Origin of the sequence: Bradyrhizobium sp. dw_78 (assembly GCF_018449525.1) — a bacterium.
Classification (GTDB): domain Bacteria; phylum Pseudomonadota; class Alphaproteobacteria; order Rhizobiales; family Xanthobacteraceae; genus Bradyrhizobium.
The window spans coordinates 242,722-262,895 of the sequence record NZ_JAAVUS010000004.1; the positions used below are offsets into that span (position 1 = coordinate 242,722).

Annotated in this window: 20 protein-coding genes; 14 read left to right on the forward strand and 6 right to left on the reverse strand. The window is 63.3% G+C overall.

The genetic code is table 11. From position 1 onward, the window contains the following. Nucleotides 1-85: 85 nt before the first annotated feature. A complete protein-coding gene (locus HB630_RS13040; protein ID WP_346656087.1) occupies nt 86-328 on the reverse strand; it encodes a hypothetical protein in 243 nt (80 codons plus the stop codon). A 222-nt stretch (nt 329-550) separates the two neighbouring features. Between HB630_RS13040 and topA the strand changes: the two genes are divergently transcribed. The 6 genes from topA (at nt 551) to rpmG (ending at nt 8,783) form a co-directional block, all read left to right on the forward strand. Further along, a complete protein-coding gene (gene topA / locus HB630_RS13045) occupies nt 551-3,313 on the forward strand; it encodes a type I DNA topoisomerase (protein ID WP_213772659.1) in 2,763 nt (920 codons plus the stop codon). A 13-nt stretch (nt 3,314-3,326) separates the two neighbouring features. Further along, nucleotides 3,327-5,708 carry a ribonuclease R gene (gene rnr, locus HB630_RS13050; RefSeq protein WP_213772660.1) on the forward strand — a complete coding sequence of 794 codons (2,382 nt, stop codon included), beginning with the start codon at nt 3,327-3,329 and terminating at the stop codon, nt 5,706-5,708. After that, the gene (locus tag HB630_RS13055; protein WP_213772661.1) at nt 5,705-6,145 is read left to right on the forward strand and encodes a DUF983 domain-containing protein; all 441 of its coding nucleotides are present in this window, start codon (nt 5,705-5,707) and stop codon (nt 6,143-6,145) included. Before rnr ends, HB630_RS13055 begins: the two co-directional genes overlap by 4 nt. Nucleotides 6,146-6,180: 35 nt before the next feature. Next, on the forward strand, nt 6,181-6,933 hold the full coding sequence (locus tag HB630_RS13060) for an NUDIX hydrolase (protein ID WP_213772662.1): 753 nt from the start codon (nt 6,181-6,183) through the stop codon (nt 6,931-6,933). 228 nt (nt 6,934-7,161) lie between these two features. Beyond that, entirely contained in the window at nt 7,162-8,487 is a 1,326-nt protein-coding gene (locus HB630_RS13065; RefSeq protein WP_213772663.1) for an LLM class flavin-dependent oxidoreductase, read from the forward strand. A 128-nt stretch (nt 8,488-8,615) separates the two neighbouring features. Beyond that, nucleotides 8,616-8,783: a 50S ribosomal protein L33 gene (gene rpmG, locus HB630_RS13070; RefSeq protein WP_100382284.1), complete on the forward strand. Its 168-nt coding sequence runs from the start codon at nt 8,616-8,618 to the stop codon at nt 8,781-8,783. A gap of 259 nt (nt 8,784-9,042) precedes the next feature. On the opposite strand, the gene HB630_RS13075 is transcribed toward rpmG, so the two are convergent. Both HB630_RS13075 and HB630_RS13080 read right to left on the reverse strand, forming a co-directional pair. After that, complete coding sequence (locus HB630_RS13075; RefSeq protein ID WP_213772664.1) at nt 9,043-10,416, reverse strand: PleD family two-component system response regulator; 1,374 nt, start codon at nt 10,414-10,416, stop codon at nt 9,043-9,045. Between the two features lie 11 nt (nt 10,417-10,427). Beyond that, complete coding sequence (locus HB630_RS13080; RefSeq protein ID WP_213772665.1) at nt 10,428-10,793, reverse strand: response regulator; 366 nt, start codon at nt 10,791-10,793, stop codon at nt 10,428-10,430. Between the two features lie 223 nt (nt 10,794-11,016). Between HB630_RS13080 and HB630_RS13085 the strand changes: the two genes are divergently transcribed. Next, the gene (locus HB630_RS13085) at nt 11,017-11,316 is read left to right on the forward strand and encodes a DUF3572 domain-containing protein (RefSeq protein WP_213772666.1); all 300 of its coding nucleotides are present in this window, start codon (nt 11,017-11,019) and stop codon (nt 11,314-11,316) included. Further along, on the forward strand, nt 11,313-12,596 hold the full coding sequence (locus tag HB630_RS13090) for a DNA polymerase IV (RefSeq protein WP_346656088.1): 1,284 nt from the start codon (nt 11,313-11,315) through the stop codon (nt 12,594-12,596). Before HB630_RS13085 ends, HB630_RS13090 begins: the two co-directional genes overlap by 4 nt. A gap of 116 nt (nt 12,597-12,712) precedes the next feature. Here HB630_RS13090 and HB630_RS13095 read toward each other — a convergent pair whose 3' ends face one another. Then, nucleotides 12,713-13,600, reverse strand: a complete 888-nt coding sequence (locus HB630_RS13095; protein ID WP_213772668.1) for a cell envelope integrity EipB family protein — start codon at nt 13,598-13,600, stop codon at nt 12,713-12,715. Nucleotides 13,601-13,849: 249 nt separating this feature from the next. On the opposite strand from HB630_RS13095, the gene HB630_RS13100 reads away from it, so the two are divergent. The 4 genes from HB630_RS13100 (at nt 13,850) to HB630_RS13115 (ending at nt 16,908) form a co-directional block, all read left to right on the forward strand. Further along, nucleotides 13,850-14,317, forward strand: coding sequence for a RidA family protein (locus HB630_RS13100; RefSeq protein ID WP_213772669.1), 468 nt, complete (start codon nt 13,850-13,852; stop codon nt 14,315-14,317). A 14-nt stretch (nt 14,318-14,331) separates the two neighbouring features. After that, on the forward strand, nt 14,332-15,084 hold the full coding sequence (locus tag HB630_RS13105) for a glycerophosphodiester phosphodiesterase (protein ID WP_213772670.1): 753 nt from the start codon (nt 14,332-14,334) through the stop codon (nt 15,082-15,084). A gap of 107 nt (nt 15,085-15,191) precedes the next feature. Then, nucleotides 15,192-16,436 (forward strand): GNAT family N-acetyltransferase, encoded by a 1,245-nt coding sequence (locus tag HB630_RS13110; RefSeq protein WP_213772671.1) that lies wholly within the window; start codon nt 15,192-15,194, stop codon nt 16,434-16,436. Nucleotides 16,437-16,485: 49 nt separating this feature from the next. Beyond that, nucleotides 16,486-16,908 (forward strand): HIT family protein, encoded by a 423-nt coding sequence (locus HB630_RS13115; protein ID WP_213772672.1) that lies wholly within the window; start codon nt 16,486-16,488, stop codon nt 16,906-16,908. 19 nt (nt 16,909-16,927) lie between these two features. On the opposite strand, the gene tsaA is transcribed toward HB630_RS13115, so the two are convergent. Then, a complete protein-coding gene (gene tsaA / locus HB630_RS13120) occupies nt 16,928-17,419 on the reverse strand; it encodes a tRNA (N6-threonylcarbamoyladenosine(37)-N6)-methyltransferase TrmO (protein WP_213772673.1) in 492 nt (163 codons plus the stop codon). Nucleotides 17,420-17,592: 173 nt separating this feature from the next. After that, nucleotides 17,593-18,255: a TetR/AcrR family transcriptional regulator gene (locus HB630_RS13125; protein ID WP_213772674.1), complete on the reverse strand. Its 663-nt coding sequence runs from the start codon at nt 18,253-18,255 to the stop codon at nt 17,593-17,595. Between the two features lie 173 nt (nt 18,256-18,428). Between HB630_RS13125 and HB630_RS13130 the strand changes: the two genes are divergently transcribed. Both HB630_RS13130 and HB630_RS13135 read left to right on the forward strand, forming a co-directional pair. Further along, nucleotides 18,429-19,001, forward strand: a complete 573-nt coding sequence (locus HB630_RS13130) for a hydrolase (RefSeq protein ID WP_213772675.1) — start codon at nt 18,429-18,431, stop codon at nt 18,999-19,001. 6 nt (nt 19,002-19,007) lie between these two features. Beyond that, nucleotides 19,008-20,168 (forward strand): AbrB family transcriptional regulator, encoded by a 1,161-nt coding sequence (locus HB630_RS13135; RefSeq protein WP_213772676.1) that lies wholly within the window; start codon nt 19,008-19,010, stop codon nt 20,166-20,168. The last annotated feature ends 6 nt before the right edge of the window (nt 20,169-20,174 follow it).

Sequence of the window (20,174 nt, forward strand, 5' to 3'; positions counted from 1 at the left end):
CGCGTTTTCTGAACGCGAACCGGCATCCGCCCCGCTATCCAGGTCCGGGACAGGCTTTCGCTCGAAAACGCTATGGCCCCACCGCTCACGACAGGTTGCGCTTGTCGCGCAGATACTCGTCCGCCTCCAGTTCAGCCATCCGCAGCAGATGGCTGAGCATCTCAAGCCCGTGACGGTGGGCCATCTGGACCAGATCGGCGGTGGCTTCCGCGATGAAAGCCGCCGCCTCCTCCGGTCCTCCCTCGCCGCGCGGCTCATGGTCTCGCTGGCGGACCCTGGCTGGCATGGCCCGGGTGGCGCGTTTTCGGCCGCTCTTTTTCTTGGTCAAGGTACATCCGAATCCGTGTATTGCCGGAAGGTACCCCCTTTGAGAGCGCAACTCTAGGACGGTATTTTACAACTTTCCGGATAGTGGATCGGGGCCGGAAACGGGCCCCTCGACATCTGCCGATTTGACAGGGGCCCCGGCTACACCCATGTTCGGTGCGAAACGGCCGGCGCGAATCTCGCGGAACCGGCCTTTATTCTCCCTGTAAGTTATTGGAATGACATGAATCTCGTCATTGTCGAGTCGCCGGCGAAAGCCAAGACGATCAATAAGTATCTGGGCCCGTCCTACGAGGTTCTGGCCTCGTTCGGCCATGTCCGCGATCTGCCGGCGAAGAACGGATCGGTCGATCCGGAGGCCAACTTCCAGATGATCTGGGAGGTCGATCCCAAGGCGGCGAGCCGGCTCAACGACATCGCCAAGGCCTTGAAGGGCGCCGACAAGCTGATCCTCGCCACCGACCCTGATCGCGAGGGCGAGGCAATCTCGTGGCACGTGCTCGAAGTGATGAAGGAGAAGCGCGCGCTGACGGATCAGAAGATCGAGCGCGTGGTGTTCAACGCCATCACCAAGCAGTCGGTCACCGATGCGATGAAGCATCCGCGCGAGATCGACGGCGCGCTGGTCGACGCCTATATGGCGCGGCGGGCGCTGGATTACCTGGTCGGCTTCACGCTGTCGCCGGTGCTGTGGCGCAAACTGCCGGGCGCGCGTTCGGCCGGCCGCGTGCAATCGGTGGCGCTGCGGCTGGTCTGCGACCGCGAACTCGAAATCGAGAAATTCGTCCCCCGCGAATACTGGTCGCTGGTGGCGACCCTGGTCACGCCGCGCGGCGACACCTTCGAGGCGCGGCTGGTCGGCGCCGACGGCAAGAAGATCCAGCGGCTCGATATCGGCAGCGGCGCGGAAGCCGAGGACTTCAAGAAGGCGATCGAAGCCGCAAGCTTCACGGTCTCCTCGGTCGAGGCCAAGCCGGCGCGCCGCAACCCGCAGGCGCCGTTCACCACCTCGACGCTGCAACAGGAAGCCAGCCGCAAGCTCGGCTTCGCGCCGGCGCATACGATGCGGATCGCGCAGCGGCTCTATGAGGGCGTCGATATCGGCGGCGAGACCGTCGGACTCATTACTTATATGCGAACCGACGGCGTGCAGATCGCCAATGAGGCGATCGTGCAGGCGCGCAAGGTGATCGGCGAGGACTACGGCAACGCCTATGTGCCGGAGGCGCCGCGCCAGTACCAGACCAAGGCGAAGAACGCGCAGGAGGCGCATGAAGCGATCCGTCCGACCGATCTGTCGCGGCGTCCGCCGGATGTCAGCCACCGTCTCGATTCCGACCAGGCCAGGCTCTATGAATTGATCTGGACCCGCACCGTCGCCAGCCAGATGGAATCGGCCGAGCTCGAGCGCACCACCGTCGATATCGCAGCCAAGGCGGGCTCGCGGCTATTGGAGCTGCGCGCCACCGGCCAGGTCATCAAGTTCGACGGCTTCCTCGCGCTCTACCAGGAAGGCCGCGACGACGATGGCGAGGACGAGGACAGCCGGCGCCTGCCCGCGATGAGCCAGGGCGACGCGCTGAAGCGGCGGGATCTTGCCGTCACCCAGCATTTCACCGAGCCGCCGCCGCGCTTTTCCGAAGCTTCGCTGGTCAAGCGCATGGAAGAGCTCGGCATCGGCCGTCCCTCCACCTACGCCTCGATCCTGCAGGTGTTGAAGGACCGCGGCTATGTCAGGCTCGAGAAGAAACGCCTGCATGGCGAAGACAAGGGCCGCGTCGTGGTCGCGTTCCTGGAAAGCTTCTTCCGCCGCTACGTCGAATACGACTTCACCGCCGATCTGGAGGAGCAGCTCGACCGCGTCTCCAACAACGAGATTTCCTGGCAGCAGGTGCTGAAGGATTTCTGGCGCGATTTCATCGGAGCGGTCGACGACATCAAGGATTTGCGCGTCGCGCAAGTGCTGGACGTGCTCGACGACATGCTCGGGCCGCACATCTACCCGCCCCGCGCCGATGGCGGCGACGTCAGGCAGTGTCCGACCTGCGGCACCGGCAAGCTCCACCTCAAGGCCGGAAAGTTCGGCGCCTTTGTCGGCTGCTCGAATTATCCGGAATGCCGCTACACCCGTCCGCTCGCGGCCGACAGCGAGGCCAGCGCCGACCGCATCCTGGGCAAGGATCCCGACACCGACCTCGATGTGGTGGTGAAGGCCGGACGGTTCGGCCCCTACATCCAGCTTGGCGAGCAGAAGGACTATGCCGAGGGCGAAAAGCCCAGGCGCGCCGGCATTCCGAAGAACATGTCGCCCGGCGATATCGAGCTTGAGCTTGCGCTGAAACTGCTGTCGCTGCCGCGCGAGATCGGCAAGCATCCCGAGACCGGCGAGCCGATCACCGCCGGCATCGGCCGCTTCGGCCCGTTCGTGCGCCACGAAAAAACCTATGCCAGCCTCGAGGCCGGCGATGAGGTGTTCGATATCGGGCTCAACCGGGCCGTCACGCTGATCGCCGAGAAGGTCGCCAAAGGACCGAGCGGCCGCCGTTTCGGCGCCGATCCCGGCAAGCCGCTGGGCGATCATCCGACGCTTGGCGGCGTTGCGGTCAAGAACGGCCGCTACGGCGCTTACGTCACCGCGGGCGGCGTCAACGCCACCATCCCGAGCGACAAGACGCCCGACACCATCACCCTGCCCGAGGCCATCGCGCTGATCGACGAGCGCGTGGCGAAGGGCGGCGCCAAGCCGAAGCGCGCGGCCAAGACAGGCGCCAAGGCAAGTACCAAGTCCGCCAAGGCGAAACCCGCCAAGGAAAAAGCAGACGGCGAAGCCGCAAAGCCTGCCAAGAAGGCCGCCGCGAAAAAGTCGGCGGCAAAGCCGAAATCCGACGCCGCGAGCAAAGCTCGCGCTCCGGTAACGGCCAAGACGTCGGCGGCAAAAGCCGCAAACCCCGCCGCGAAGAAAAGCGCCGGCAAAGCGAGCGGATAGGATAAGCGGATAAGTGGCAAAACACCGCGACAAGGTCTTTCCAAGCCGGGACGCCATCGTCGCCTTTATCCGCGCGCATCCGGGCGAGGTCGGGACTCGTGAAATCGCACGCGAGTTCGGCTTGAAGAATGCCGACCGCGTCGAACTGAAACGCATGCTCCGTGAACTCGCCGACGAAGGCGCGATCGCCAGGCGCAAGCGGAAGATGCATGAACCGTTGGCGCTGCCGCCGACCGTGATGGCCGACATCACCGGCCGCGACGCCGATGGCGAATTGATCGCAACCCCGACCGAATGGGACGAGGAAGAGAGCGGCGCCGCGCCGAAAATCCGCATTCACGTTCCCCGCCGTCCGCAGCCGGGCACGGCGGCGGGCGTCGGCGATCGCGCGCTGCTACGGATCGAAAAAATCGAGGAAAGCGACGGCACGCCCTATCGCGGCCGCGTCATCAAGGTGATCGATCACGGCAAGACGCGACTGCTCGGAATCTTCCGCAAGCTTCCCGACGGCGGCGGACGCCTGGTCCCGGTGGACAAGAAGCAGGCCGGCCGCGAACTGAATATCGCGAAAGCCGATGCCAACGGCGCCGAGGATGGCGATCTCGTCAGCGTCGATCTGGTCCGCACCCGCGCCTTCGGCCTTGCGTCCGGAAAAGTGAAAGAGCGGCTCGGGTCGCTGGCGTCGGAAAAAGCGGTCAGCCTGATCGCGATCCACGCCCACGAAATTCCGCAAGCCTTTTCGCCGGCGGCGTTGCGCGAGGCCGAAGCGGCAAGCCCTGCAACGCTTGCCGGACGCGAGGACTGGCGCGAGCTGCCGCTCGTCACCATCGATCCGCCGGACGCCAAGGACCATGACGACGCGGTTCACGCCGAACCGGATAGCGATCCAAACAACAAAGGCGGCACCATCGTCCACGTCGCCATCGCCGACGTCGCCTTCTATGTACGGCCGGGATCGGCGCTCGACCGCGACGCGCTGGCCCGCGGCAATTCGGTCTATTTCCCGGACCGCGTGGTGCCGATGCTCCCCGAACGCATCTCCAACGACCTGTGTTCGCTGGTGCCGGGCGAGCCGCGTGGCGCGCTGGCGGTGCGGATGGTGATCGGCAATGACGGCCGCAAGCGTTCGCACAGCTTTCATCGCATCCTGATGCGATCGGCCGCCAAGCTGAATTACGCTCAGGCGCAGGCGGCGATCGACGGGCGGCCCGACGATGTGACAGGGCCCCTGCTAGATCCGATCCTGAAACCGCTCTACGCGGCCTATGATCTCGTCAAGCGCGCGCGCGACGAACGCGATCCGCTCGATCTCGATATTCCCGAACGCAAGATCCTGCTGAAGCCCGACGGTATGGTGGATCGCGTGATCGTGCCGCAGCGGCTGGACGCGCATAAACTGATCGAAGAATTCATGATCCTGGCCAATGTCGCGGCCGCCGAAACACTGGAAAAGAAGGCGCTGCCGCTTATCTATCGGGTGCATGACGAACCGACGCTCGAGAAGGTTCACAATTTGCAGGAATTTCTGAAAACGCTGGACATTCCCTTCGTCAAGAGCGGCGCGCTGCGCCCCTCGATGTTCAATCGCGTGCTGGCCCAGGTCAGCGGTCATGATTCCGAACCGCTGGTGAATGAAGTGGTGCTGCGCTCGCAGGCGCAGGCGGAATATTCGGCGGAGAACTACGGACATTTCGGCCTGAACCTGCGGCGCTATGCGCATTTCACGTCGCCGATCCGGCGATATGCGGATCTGGTCGTGCATCGCGCCCTGATCCGGGCGCTTGGCCTCGGCGAAGGCGCCCTGCCCGAGACCGAGACGGTGGAAAGCCTCAACGAGGTCGCGGCGCAGATTTCCGTCACCGAACGCCGCGCCATGAAGGCGGAGCGCGAAACCGCCGATCGCCTGATCGCGCATTTCCTCGCCGACCGGATCGGCGCCACCTTTCAGGGCCGGATTTCCGGCGTCACCCGCGCCGGTCTGTTCGTCAAGCTCGACGATACCGGCGCCGATGGCCTGATCCCGATCCGCACGCTGGGAACCGAATATTTCAATTACGACGAGACCCGCCACGCGCTGATCGGATCGCGCAGCGGAGCCATGCACCGGCTCGGTGACGTGGTCGACGTCCGTCTGGTAGAAGCTGCCCCCGTCGCCGGCGCATTGCGCTTTGAACTGCTGTCGGAAGGCCGTGTCGAGCAGCGAGGACGAAGACGCGACCGCGCGCGTGGCGCCGGTCCGGGGACGCTGACGAAAGCCCACCCCCAAACGCACAGGGCCGAAAAGCACAAGACCAAAAAACATCCGGGCCGAAGCCCGCACAAGACCGTCCGCACGTCAGCCAGGAGCAAATCCGGCACGTCAGGAAAGGACAAGTCAGGGAAAGGCAAGCCATGAACACCTTGAACCCGGCGCCCAAGGTCTGGACGCGACAAGCCGGACTGGTTGAAAAACGCGACGTGTGGAGCGCGATGAAGCGCGGCTTTCGCAGCCGCTGTCCGCGCTGCGGCGAAGGCAAGCTGTTTCGCGCCTTCCTGAAGGTCGACGACCATTGTTCGGTGTGCGGCCTCGATTTCACGCCGCACCGCGCCGACGACCTGCCGGCCTATCTGGTCATCGTCATCGTCGGGCACATCATGGTGCCGTTGGCGTTGATGATCGAAACCAACTATTCCCCGCCGGTGGCGCTGCAACTCTCGATCTACCTGCCGCTCACCTTCATCCTCTCAATCCTGCTGCTGCAGCCGGTAAAGGGGGTCGTGGTCGGCCTGCAATGGGCCCTGCGCATGCACGGATTTGACGACAACGCCCCGGACGGCATTCCGCCCGTCTAATCGGCTTAATTAAAAATAAGATCAGTGGGGTGGAGATGACCGACGTCGCACAGGCCGCAAGGGAAGCGAAAAAGGAAGAAAAAGAAGCCGATCACCATCCGTATTTCCGGCCCAAGGATGCCGCGACGCTGATCCTGATCGATCGCAGCGCGGCGGTCCCGAAAGTTCTGGTCGGCAGGCGCCACGACAAGGTGGTGTTCATGCCGGGCAAGTTCGTTTTCCCGGGCGGCCGGGTCGATAAATCCGACAACCGTGTCCCTGTTGCCGCGCCGATGTCCAAAGCGCTGGAAGCCAACCTGCTGAAAGGCAGCCCCAGGATCGCCGCCTCGCGGGCGCGCGCGCTGGCGGTCGCCGCCATCCGCGAAGCCTGCGAAGAGACCGGCCTCTGCCTCGGCAGCAAGAGCGAGAGCAACGCGCCCAGCCTCGACGGTCCGTGGAAGCCGTTCGTCGAGGCAGGTCTTTTGCCCGATCCATCGGGCCTGTTCCTGATCGCGCGTGCGATTACCCCGCCCGGCCGTATCAGGCGCTTCGATACCCGCTTCTTCACCGCCGATGCCTCGGCCATCGCGCATCGGGTCGAGGGCGTGGTCCACCCCGACGCCGAACTGGTCGAGCTGGTATGGGTCGAGCTCGGGTCGCAACCGCTCGCCGATCTGCACGCCATGACCAGAAACGTGCTGAACGAACTCGAAAAGCGCCTCGCCGCCGGGCCCCTGAGCCACGATGCGCCGGTGCCTTTTTTCCATTTCTACGGCGGCAAGATGCAGAAGGACGTGCTGGGGGCGTAGCGTCCCACCTCTCCGCCATTTCGGGGCGCACGTTAGTGCGAACCCGGAATCTTGAGATTCCCCAATGCGCAATTGCGCATCGGAGGTCTGGTCCTTCGGACCATCGCGGAATGACGATCGTGTCGGAGACGCGCCCAAAAACAAAATAATCTTCTGCCCTTACGGCAATGGCACGGCGCCCTTTCATGCCTACTTCTTCCCAAACGACAACCAGCACGGATTGGGGCGATGGCAAAACGGCAACTCAAGCTCGGCGCATTCATGCGGCCGGTCAGCATTCATACAGGCGCGTGGCGTTATCCCGGCGCCTGGCCGGACGCCAATTTCAACTTCGCGCATATCAAGCAACTGATCCGGAAACTCGAGGCCGGCAAGTTCGACGCCTTCTTCATGGCCGATCATCTGGCCGTGCTCAACATGCCGATCAATGCGCTGAAGCGCAGCCACACCGTCACCTCGTTCGAGCCGTTCACGCTGTTGTCGGCGCTGGCCAGCGTCACCGAACATATCGGGCTGGTCGCCACCGGATCGACCACCTTCGACGAGCCCTACCATGTCGCTCGCCGGTTCGCCTCGCTCGATCACATCAGCGGCGGCCGCGCGGGGTGGAATATCGTCACCACCTCCAATCCGGACGCCGCGCTGAATTTCGGGCTTGAGGATCACATGGAGCACGCCGAACGCTACAAGCGGGCGCGCGAGTTCTACGACGTGGTCACCGGGCTCTGGGACTCGTTCGCCGACGACGCCTTCGTGCGCGACGTCGAAGCCGGGCTTTATTTCGACCCCGCCAAAATGCATGTGCTCGACCACAAGGGCAAATATCTGAAGGTGCGCGGCCCGCTCAACATCGCCCGCCCGGTGCAGGGCTGGCCGGTGATCGTGCAGGCCGGCGCGTCGGAAGACGGCAAGCAGCTCGCCGCCGAGACCGCGGAAGCCGTGTTCACCGGCGGCAGCAGCCTCGCCGACGGGCAAAAGCTCTATGCCGACATCAAGGGCCGCATGGAAAAGGTCGGCCGCGATCCCGACCATCTGAAGATCCTGCCCGGGGCCTTCGTGGTGGTCGGCGACAGCGTCGAGGAAGCCAAGGAGAAGCGCGCCTTGCTCGACAGCAAGGTACATTACGACAGCGCCATCGCCTCGCTCTCGGTGATCCTGGGCACCGATGCCTCCGGCTTCGACCCCGACGGCCAGTTGCCGCCGATCCCCGAAACCAACGCTTCCAAGAGCGGCCGGCAGCGCCTGGTCGACATTGCGGCGCGCGACAAGCTCACCGTGCGCCAGCTCGCCCAGCGCGTCGGCGGCTATGGCGGGCTGTCCTTCGTCGGCACGCCCGCGCTGATCGCCGATCAGATGGAGGAATGGCTGACGACGAGAGGCAGCGACGGCTTCAACATCATGTTCCCGTTCCTACCCGCCGGCCTCGACGATTTCGTCGACAAGGTGATCCCGGAACTGCAAAAGCGCGGAATCTTCCGGAAAGAGTACGAGGGCAAGACCTTGCGGGAAAATCTGGGGCTGCCGAGGCCGAAAAACCGCTTCTTCGAGGCCTGAATGGCCTGATTTGTGCGGTTATTTTACCGGCAAAATCTTGACTTTGGGCCGTTAAAGGCTAGGTTGCGCGCCAAATGCAGGCCGGTTTGGCCGGCGCCTGACCACTCTTTACATTATAGGTTCTGAACATGGCCAAAGCGGTCACCATCAAGGTCAAGCTCGTCTCCTCGGCGGATACCGGCTTCTATTACGTCGCCAAGAAGAATTCGCGCACCATGACCGACAAGCTGGTCAAGAAGAAGTACGATCCGGTCGCGCGCAAGCACGTCGAATTCCGCGAAGGTAAAATCAAGTAAGATCGCGGGAATACTGCCGACTTCAACGGGGCCTTTGGGCCCCGTTTTCATTTTTCAGGGCTTTTTTCATCTTCGGAGCTCGGTCCGGAAAAGCGCGAGCCGGTGTTTCGGCGAAACCATAGCGTTTTCGAGCGAAGTGGATTCCGGTTCGCGTGAAGAAACGCGTCAAAAAATGGCAGCGCCCGGTTCTGATTCAATCAGAACCGATAAGGCTCTCGACCTGAACCAGATCATCGCCGGCCGATCCACCGGCCATCGCTCAGGCCGCCTCCGCCACCACCCGGTTGCGGCCGTTGTTCTTGGCGCGGTAGAGCGCGATGTCCGCCCGCTTGAGCAGGTCGGCGACGTTTTCGACCTTGTTCTCCAGCGTGGACAGCCCGATCGAGATCGTGACCTCGATGCGCTTGCTGCCCTTGTTCACCGCAAAGGGTTCGCCGGCGATCGCGCGCCGCAGCCGTTCCGCCACCATGCCCGCGACATGCAGGTCGGTTTCCGGCATCACGATGACGAATTCCTCGCCGCCATAGCGGCAGGCGAGATCGATGCCGCGGATCGATTTGCGGACGCGGACGGCGAATTCGCGCAACACGTCGTCGCCGGCATCGTGGCCGTAAGTGTCGTTGATCGCCTTGAAGTAATCGATGTCGAGCATCATCAGCGCCAGCGGCTTGCCGCGGCTTGCGGCCTGTTCGGCCAGCGTGGCCAGATGGCTCTCCATGTAGCGGCGATTATGCAGGCCGGTCAGCCCGTCGGTGATCGCCATCTCGATCGAGTTCTGCACATTGTCGCGCAGATGGTCGGTATAGCGGCGCTTGCGGATCTGGGTGCGCGCGCGGGCCAGCAGTTCGTTCTTGTCGACCGGGCGCAGCAGGTAATCATTGACACCGATCTCGAGGCCGCGCAGCAGCCGGGTGTTGTTGTCGGCGTCGGAAATCGCAAGGATCGGCACATGCCGGGTCCGCTCCAGCGAGCGCGCCTGGCTGCACAGCCGCAAGCCGTCGAAATTCTCAAGGCCCAGCGAGACGATCAGAAGATCGTAATTGCCCTCTGCGGCATGAAACAGCGCTTCCGCCGGATCGGTCTCGACATCGACGGTGTGCTCGGCGCTCAATACCGGCGCCAGCCGCTCATAGGACGAGGCGCGGTCGTCGACCAGCAGGACACGGCCGCCCATGCCGGTATCGGCCACGGCGCTGCGCTCCGGCGCCTGCACGCCGATCTCGAGCGAGGTGATGGCGCGCATGCGCAACTCGTCCGTCATCATCTTCAGCCGGGTCAGCGACCGCACCCTTGCGATCAGCACGACATCGGACACCGGCTTGGTCAGGAAATCGTCGGCGCCGGCCTCGAGGCCGCGCACGCGGTCGGCGGGGCTGTCGAGCGCCGTGACCATCACGACCGGAATGAAATGCGTCGCGGGATTGGTTTTCAGCCGGCGGCAGACCTCGAAGCCGTCGATATCGGGCATCATGACATCGAGCAGGATCATGTCGCATTCGGCGCGCGCGCAGATCGCGAGCGCCTCGGTGCCGTTGCTCGCCGTCAGAACGTCGAAATACTCGGCCGACAGCCGCGCTTCCAACAGTTTGACATTGGCGGGGACGTCATCGACAACCAAAATACGCGCGGACACTAAATTCTCCCCTACCCCACAAACCGCCGGACGGTTTCAATAAACTTGCCTACTGAAATCGGCTTGGACAAATAAGCCTCGCAACCGCCTTCGCGGATACGCTCCTCATCCCCCTTCATCGCGAACGCCGTGACCGCGACCACCGGAATGGCGCGCAAATCCGGATCGTCCTTGATCCATTTCGTCACTTCGAGGCCGGACACCTGGGGCAATTGGATATCCATGAGAACGAGATCCGGGCGCAGCTTGCGAACGAGATCGAGCGCCTCGAAACCATTGCTGGTTCCGGACGTATTATAGCCGTGCGCCTCCAGGAGATCGCGAAAGAGCTTCATATTGAGCTCGTTGTCTTCCACGATCAGGACGGTTTTCGCCATCCCGTCCCTCCGATCACATTGCTGGACCCGGCAAGCGGCTATCGGCCGCCCGCCGGACGTGTAAAAAAGTGAATTCAAAATAGCGCCAGATTCGCTCTAACCCGTTAAGTTGAGGGGATGTCTTTCTGCGCTGCGGTTCGCACTTGCTTGAACATTTTTCGCAGACTCGGGCATGATGGTTCCAAACTAGAGACCAGAAGTTACGGAAAGGCAAACGGGACCGTTGAGAAAACCTGTTCAAAACCCGCGGGAAGTGGCTGAAATTGTTGCAGTTCAGGCGCTTTCCTTCATCGCCGGGGAACCGGAACGGCTGGGCTTGTTCCTGGCCGAAAGCGGGATCGGCCCGGAGACCCTGCGCATGGCAGCGAAGGATCCGCGTTTCCTCGCAAGCGTGCTCGATTTCGTGATGCGGGATGACGCGACCGTGAAGGCGTTCGCGGCAGCTTCCCAGCTTCATCCGACCAACATTGCAGCCGCCCATCAGGCGCTGAACGATCCGCAGTGGGAGCGCGATGTGCCGTGAACGATGCCGCATCAGGGCCGACATGTTTTTGCCGGGATTGCCTTGTCGATCTCGACGCGGCGGCCCGGCGGTGCAGCGAATGCGGCTCGCCTCGCCTAGTGCATCACCGCGCCCTGCCCGCGCTGACATTGGCGCATATCGATTGCGACGCCTTCTACGCGACCGTGGAGAAGCGCGACAATCCTAAGTTAGCCGACAAGCCCGTCATCATCGGCGGCGGCAAGCGCGGCGTGGTCTCGGCGGCCTGCTACATTTCGCGGACCTACGGCGTGCGCTCGGCGATGCCGATGTTCAAGGCGCTCGCGCTGTGCCCGTCGGCGGTCGTGATCGGGCCCGACATGGCGAAATATGTCAGGGTCGGCCGCGAGGTCCGCCACGCCATGCAGGCGCTGACGCCGCTGGTCGAGCCGCTCTCGATCGACGAGGCGTTCCTCGATCTCGCCGGCACCCAGCGCGTCCACGGCATGATCCCGGCCAAGGTGCTGGCCCGCTTTGCCCACCAGGTCGAACGCGAGATCGGGATCACGGTTTCCGTCGGCCTGTCCTGCAACAAGTTCCTGGCCAAGATCGCCTCCGACCTCGACAAGCCCAGGGGCTTTGCGGCGCTCGACCAGGAGGAAGCGAAAGCGATGCTGGCGGACAAACCGGTCGGGTTCATATTCGGCGTCGGACCTGCGACCCAGGAGCGGCTGTCGCAGCGCGGTTTCCGCAGCATCGCCGATTTGCAGCGCGCCGACGAAACCGAGTTGATGAAGCAGTTCTCGACCGAGGGCCGCAGGCTGTGGCGGCTGGCGCGTGGCATCGACGACCGCTGCGTGGTGCCCGATCGCGGCGCCAAGACCATTTCCAGCGAGACCACCTTCGAGACCGATATCCGCGATCTTGCAACCCTCGAGAAAACACTTTGGCGGCTGTCGGAAAAAGTATCGTCGCGGCTGAAGAACAGCAGCCTCGCAGGCTGCACCATCACGCTGAAGCTCAAGACCGCCGACTTCCGGCAACGCACCCGCTCGCAATCGATCCATGCGCCGACGCAGCTCGCGGCAAAAATCTTCGCGATCTCCCGGGAAATGCTGGCGAAGGAAATCGACGGCACCGCGTTCCGGCTGATGGGCACCGGCGTCAGTGCGCTGCGCCCGGGATCGCAGGCCAACGACACCGACATGCTCGACCGCCGCTCGGCCCATGCCGAGCGCGCGATCGACGATCTGCGCCGGAAATTCGGCGATGCCGCCGTGATCCGGGGCATTGCCTATGAGGGACCGCAGAAGACGGAATGACCAACCATCATTGCCGGGCTTGACCCGGCAATCCATCTATTTCGAAAAATCCTTGAAGTGTGATGGATGCGCAGGATTAACCCCGCGCATGACGGTCGAGGCGTAAGGCCCTCGCCTCACTTACACGGCTTGGAGTCCTTGCCGGCGTCCGAGACGTCGAATTTTCCAAGCGAACCTGAAATCACGAAATCATTGTAGTCCAGCACCAGCGCCCGCGAAACGCCGTTCGCGTATAATTCAAACGACATCGAATAGACCGGCGTCTGTTCGCCTTCGGTAGGCTTGGCGTCGTGGTCGAAATAGCTGACCGTCACCGGCCACCGCGTCATCGACTTCATCGCATCGCTCGCAGTGGAGGGATCCGGGTCGGAGGGGGCCCGGCCGCCCGGGATCGGCTGGCCGATCACGGAAAGCGTGTTGTAGACTTTCTCGCCATTGTCCGAGCCGTCATAGACCATCAGTTCGAGCACGGATTTTCCCTCGCGCGCGGCTTCGATGATGCGCTCGATCTGCTGGGTCGGAAACACGGTGTTGCCGTCGAGCGTGAAGGTCTTCTCCTCCGGCAATTTCAGCTTGACGGTGACATGGTCGCCGGTCCGCTCCGCGACGCCATCGACCGGGCTGGAATCGGCTTCGTTCATCCGCGCATCGATCTTGAAGCGATAGGTCTTGCCGGCCCCGTCCTCCCAGGAGGTCGAACGCAGGTCGCTCAGCGTCAGCTTGTCCTCGCCGCTTTCCATCTCCGAGACTTGCCGGAATTCCGAAGTGTAGCCTTCGCAGGCGCTGCCCGAAAAATTGTAGAGAATGCGCCCGCGGGCGCTGCTGATCGGACTGGAGCCGCGCGACTTCACCAAGCTCAAATCATAGAGCGCCTGATGCGCGAGAAACGGCGTAGCCGCAGCGGCATCGGCCGTGCCGTCGGCAAAACCAGACCCAAGCCCGATGGCGGCAATGGCTAGCGCCAGCAACCGGGCGTTGCGGAAGGAAGGAAGCGAACGGGTCATGTGTGTGTTCTCGGTCAGGATTCCGTCACATTAGGGATCGCCCCATTGCGCCGCAACTAGGGCGAAACCGACAAAAACAGTCCGGCCTCCCGGTTTTCCGGCCTGTCCTCCCGTCCTCGGCCCGGGAAACAGCCGGAAAACCGGGAGGCCGTTTGCCGAAACCCGATGGCTTGCATGTAGTGCCGCAATGCGCGAAACAAAGCGCGCCCGGCTATATCGGGTACAGATCACAGCAGACGAGGACGAAGCATGGCAGGTACGATTGAGCAGAAACTGGCGGCACAGGGTATTGTCTTGCCCGAGCCCGTAGCCCCCGTCGCCAATTATGTCGGCTTTGTCCGCTCCGGAAACCTGCTGTTCGTATCGGGTCAGGTCTGTAACGGCCTCGACGGCAAGCTGATCGCCAAGGGCAAGCTCGGCGCCGGCGTTACCATCGAGCAAGGCAGCGCCGCGGCGCGCGGCTGCGCGATCAATCTGCTGGCGCAGGTCAGGATCGCGCTCGGCGACCTCGACAAGGTGGTCCGCGTGGTGCGGCTCGGCGGCTTCGTCAATTCCGCGCCGGATTTCCTGGAGGGACCGAAGGTGCTGAACGGTGCTTCCGACCTGATGGTCGCGGTGTTCGGCGACAAGGGCCGTCACGCCCGCACCACCATCGGCGTCGCCGTGCTTCCCGGGGATGCGGCGGTCGAGGTCGAGGGCATCTTCGAGGTTGCCTGAGAGGACGCCATCCGGTGCGCGCACCCAGCTGGCTGACTGCGCGACCGGTGGCCCATCGCGGCCTGCATGATTTGGCGCGCGGCATTGTCGAGAACATGCCGGGCGCGGCGGAGGCCGCGATCGCGGGCAGTTTTTCGATCGAATGCGACGTCCAGCTCACCGCCGACGGTGAAGCCATGGTACATCACGACGACGGGCTTGGCCGCCTCACCGAAGGCTCCGGCGCATTGCTCGACAAGACGGCCGCCGAACTCAAGGCGGTCAGGTTCAAGAACACCTCCGAGCGGATGATGTCGCTCGGCGATCTCTGCGCGCTGGTCGCGGGCCGCGTTCCCCTTGTGATCGAGATCAAGAGCCATTTTGACGGCGACCGCAAGCTGGTCAGGCGAATGGCCGAAGTGCTCGGCTCCTATCAGGGGCCGGCCGCCGCGATGTCGTTCGATCCCGATCAGGTGCTGGCCTTGCGCGAGACCATGCCGAAGCTGCCGCGCGGCATCATCGCCCAGCGCAGCTATGACGACGACGAATGGAAAAAACTGACGCCTGAGCAGCGCGACGGCATGCTCCATCTGCGTCATGCCTTCCACACCGAGCCGCATTTTGTCGCCTTCTGGGTCAATCAGCTGCCGGCGCCGGCGCCCTGGATCGCCCGCCATATTTTCGGCCTTCCGCTGCTGACCTGGACCGTGCGCACGCCCGAGCAGCGCCAGCGCGCCGCCCGCTACGCCGACCAGATGATTTTCGAAGGCTTCAGGCCGGAAACCTGATGCGCAGTTTTCGGCTCTTGAAGTCGCGTGTGCAATGCACGATCTTTGGAATATCGGCCCCTATGAAGCGACGGCCGATGCTGACGAAAGACCGGTCCTGATCGTCGATGGCGTCATCTGAAATCACCCTCGAAGCGGTCCCTTCCGTCAGCGACATTCCGGCTGAGGAATGGGACGCCTGCGCCAATCCCAGGCGCGATCCGAACAGTATCGAACGTCTGGACACGCTGAGTTCCGTCGTTCTCCCAGGCGCCTCCTGCATCGCTCTCGAATCGAACTACAACCCCTTCGTTTCTCACGCGTTTTTCTCGGCGGTCGAGAAATCGGGTTCGGCCACCGCGCGGACCGGCTGGGGGCCGCGACATCTGCTGGCCAAGATCAACGGCCGCATCGCCGGCATCGCGCCCTGCTATCTGAAATCGCATTCGCAAGGCGAGTACGTGTTCGACCGCGGCTGGGCCGACGCCTATGAGCGCGCCGGCGGCCGCTACTATCCCAAATTGCAGGTATCGGTTCCCTTCACGCCGGCGACCGGCCCGCGCCTTCTGATCCGCGACGGCGTCGATACGGATTTGATCGGCACCGCGCTTGCGAGCGGGCTGGTGGCGCTATGCGACGCCAGCAATGCCTCCTCCGTTCACGTGACCTTTGCCCGCGAGGCCGAGCAGAAATTCCTGGCCGAACACGAATTCCTCGAGCGTACCGACCAGCAGTTTCACTGGCACAACCAGGGCTATGGCAGCTTCGACGATTTCCTCGCGACCATGAATTCGCGCCACCGCAAGGCGGTCAAGCGCGAGCGGCGCGATGCGCTGGCGGCTGGCATCACGATCCACCCGCTCAGCGGCAGCGACATCACCGAAGACGCGTGGGACGCCTTCTTCGAATTCTACATGGAGACCGGCTCGCGGAAATGGGGCCGGCCCTATCTCACCCGCTCCTTCTTCTCGCTGATCGGCGAGAGCATGGCTGAGGACGTGCTCCTGGTGATGGCGAAGCGCGATGGGCGCTGGATCGCGGGCGCGATCAATTTCATCGGCTCGGACACGCTGTTCGGCCGCAACTGGGGCGCGATCGAGCATCACCCGTTCCTGCATTTCGAGGTCTGTTACTATCAGGCGATCGATTTTGCGATCCAGCGCCGGCTGAAAACCGTCGAGGCCGGCGCACAGGGCGAGCACAAGATCGCGCGCGGATATCTGCCGCAGACGACCTATTCGGCGCATTATATCGCCGATCCCGGCCTGCGCCACGCCATTGCCGAGTATCTACAGCGCGAGCGCGTCTATGTGGCGGAAGCAGCGCAGGAACTCACCGAGGCCGGGCCGTTCCGCAAGACCGATGATGCTTGACCGCGCAGGCCGGCTGCGGGAAATTCAACAATACATTTCAGGAGCCGTCATGCCCGCCTACGATACCAATAATATTTTCGCGAAAATCCTGCGCGGCGAGCTACCTTGTTACAAGGTCTATGAGGATGAGCATGTCCTCGCCTTTCTCGACATCATGCCGCGCTCGCCCGGCCACACGCTTGTCATTCCCAAGGCCCCTGCCCGCAACATCTTCGACATATCGCCGGATGATTACGTTCACGTGGCCCGCGCCACCCACAGGATCTCCGCGGCGGCGATGAAAGCGTTCAACGCAGACGGACTCACCGTGCAGCAGCACAACGAACCCGCCAGCGGACAGGTGGTCTTTCACCTGCACATCCACATCATGCCGCGCCACCACGGCGTCTCGCTGTTGCCGCCGGCCAGCCGCAAGGAAGACGCCAAGGTGCTGGAAGACAACGCCGCCAAGCTGATCGCGGCGCTGGGGTAGCGCGCCCCAGACGAAAAAATCACTCCGTCTCGAAATCACCGTCTTGCGGCGGCGCCAGCGGGGTGAATTCGCAACGGTCGGGCTTGAGATCGAGCAACGGCGTCTCGTCGAGGCAATCGAGGCCGCGCACCAGCACCGTGTTGCCTTCGATGCCGACCAGTTTGACGATCGAGGTGCCGATCGGATTGGGCCGTACCGGCGAGCGCAGCGAGAACGTGCCACGGGTCGATTTGTTGTTCTTCGGGCTTTGCAGCACCAGGTCGCGGCGCGACAGATGCAGCCAGTACAGCACCTCGAGGTTCGCGTAGAAATCGACGTCCTTGATCGCCGGCACCCAGGGTTCGAAAATCTCCAGCCGGCAGACCGGGCCGTCCTGACGCCCCTGCCGCGGCGTCACCAGCCGCGAGGTCCAGGGCGTCCGGATGCGGCCGATAAAGATGAGGCCAGCATCACGCGCCGCCGGCATATCGACGGCGATTTCGCCTTCGCGGACTTCACTCTCTCGAACCATGCTTCAATCCACTCCATGCGCCCCATGAGTCTAGCCGAATATCGCACCGCCGCAATGCGGCATGGTTGTATCTATAGCGTTTCGAGCGAAGCGGCTTCCGGTTCGCGTGAAGAAAACGCGTTAAAATAAAAGAGGCGAGCCTCGGTTCTGATTCAATCAGAACCGACAAGGCTCTAGCGCTCAAACCCGGCAAGCTTGCTGGCAAGATAAAGGCGGTTCATGAACCGCAGTTCATCCGCGCTTCCCGGACTGGTGGGCGCCGATTTGTCGACTGTCATGGCGACCATCGTCTTCATGTTGTTGAGCAGGACAACCGCCATGTCCCGCGCCGTCTTTCGCGGCAGTGCCGGCGCCCTGAGCAACAGCGTGTTGACAAAGCGCTTCAGGGCCTGCTCGCGAAATTCAAGACGCTTGGCCGACCAATGCGAACGCGCCTCCAACAGCGCGGTCAAGGCGCCGCTTTCGTGGTGAATCTTCACGAAGAAGTTCACGAAGAGATCGGCCAGTTCATCCGCCGCGAGCGCGGACAGGCGGGCGTCGATCTCATCGCAGGCGGCGTCGATCAGATCCGCATAACGCTGCATCAGCGCATCGGCCAGAACTTCCTTGCTCGGAAAGAACCGGTAGAGCGAACCGACCTTCGCCCCCGCCCGCTCCGCGATCTCCGCCATCGTGGCGGCATCGAATCCGCGCTCGCGAATGACGTCCGCCGCGGCGATCATCAGATTGGCGACGCGCTCCCGCCCGACGCTGCGCTGCGGCCGAAGCGCAGGACGGTCGCGATTGGGCCTTGAAGCCGCCGTGGCCGGCCGCCGTTTTGCAGGACGTGAGGGCATGCCGGCAGCCTAGCAGCAGTCTCCGATAACGGCCAATTCTTATTTGATGTTGCACTCAAGTAGATTCCATGTTTGAGTATATCCTCAAGTTCATGACGGCCGCCTGACCGGCCGGCAAAGCCGCGACCGGACGATCGTTGCGGCGGTCCTCAACCCACCCAGGAAACATCTCGATGCCCGAATTCTCCCCCGCGACCACGGCCCTCGTCCTGATCGATCTTCAACAGGGCATCGTCGCGATGCCGGCGCTCGCGCCGAGATCCGGCGCTGAGGCCGCTGCGGCCGGCATCAGGCTCGCGCAGCGTTTCCGCGCCGCCGGCGCGCCCGTGGTGCTGGTCAACGTCGCGTTCGCGCCGGATTTCGGCGATGCCTTGAAACCGCCGGTCGACAGGCCGATGGCGCATCCGGAAGGCGGTTTTCCTGCCAATTTCAGCGAGCTCGTCGACGGCCTTTATCGTCCCGGCGATATCCTCGTCACCAAGCATCAATGGGGCGCGTTTTACGGCACCGACCTCGATGTGCAGCTCCGCCGTCGCGGCATCCGGACCATCGTGCTCGGCGGGATCGCAACCAATATCGGCGTTGAATCGACGGCACGACAGGCGCACGAACATGCCTATGAGGTGGTGATCGCGGAAGACACGACAACCAGCTTCTCCAGCGAGATGCATGCGTTCGCGGTCAACGCCATCTTTCCGATGTTGAGCCGCGTGGTGAAGGCCGACGACATCGCGCTAAAGCGCTGAACGACAATGCCCGCGTCGCGCGCGCTGCCGTTGGCGAAGCTTTCGCTTTCGGTTCAGTGGGCCGTCCTCGTCGCCATTTCGGTGGTGACGACGGCCATCCTTGAATGGGTGCGGCTGCCGGCCGCCCTGATGCTGGGCCCGATGATGGCGGGCATCCTGACTGCAACCGGCGGCGGCATAATGCGCGTTCCGCGACTGCCGATGAATTTTGCGCAGGCCGTGATCGGCTGCCTGATTGCCCGTTCGTTCACCTCGGAGATTCTCGTCAGGTTCGGTGCAAGCTGGCCGCTGTTTCTGGTTGTCGTCGTCACCATCGTGATCGCCAGCGTCGCCCTCGGATGGCTGATCAGCACGCTTCGCATCATGCCGGGCACGACCGCGGTTTGGGGATTGTTGCCGGGCGCCGCACCGGTGATGATCCTGATGGCGGAAGCCTATGGCGCCGATGCGCCGCTGGTCGCCTTCATCCAATATCTGCGCGTGGTGTTCGTGGCCATCACCGCATCGCTGATTGCCCGCTTCTGGGTCCACGTCCCGGCGGATGCCGCACATGCCATGATCTGGTTTCCACCGGTCGCATGGCTGTCACTACTGGCAACGCTGCTGATCATCGCCGTCAGCTTCCTTGCTTTGCTCGTACCGGGAATCCCCGCCGGCGTCCTGATCGCGGCGATGGCGATCGGCGGCGTGCTGCATATCGGCGGCTACAGCGCCATCGAACTACCGCCCTGGCTACTCGCGGCAGGCTACGCGCTGGTCGGCTGGAACACCGGCCTGCGCTTCAGCCCGAAGCTGTTGAGCGCGGTCGTGCGGGCGCTGCCGCAGAGCGTGTTTTCGATCGTCGTCATGATCGCGTTCTGTGGCGGGCTGGCTGTGCTGCTGGTACGCATCATCGGCGTCGATCCGTTGACCGCTTATCTTGCGACCAGCCCCGGCGGCGTCGATTCCGTGGCCATCATCGCGGCCTCGACCAAGGTCGACACGTCCTTCGTGATGGCGATGCAGACTGTTCGCTTCGTGCTGATCCTGGTGGCGGGGCCCGCGCTCTCGCTGTTCGTCGCCCGGCTCGTGGACGGGGATCATGGCCCGGCGCCGGAGCTGTCACCGACCTCCGTTCTGCAAATCGAACGCCGCGCAGCCGAGGATGATCTCGGCGACCTCGACTGAACGTCA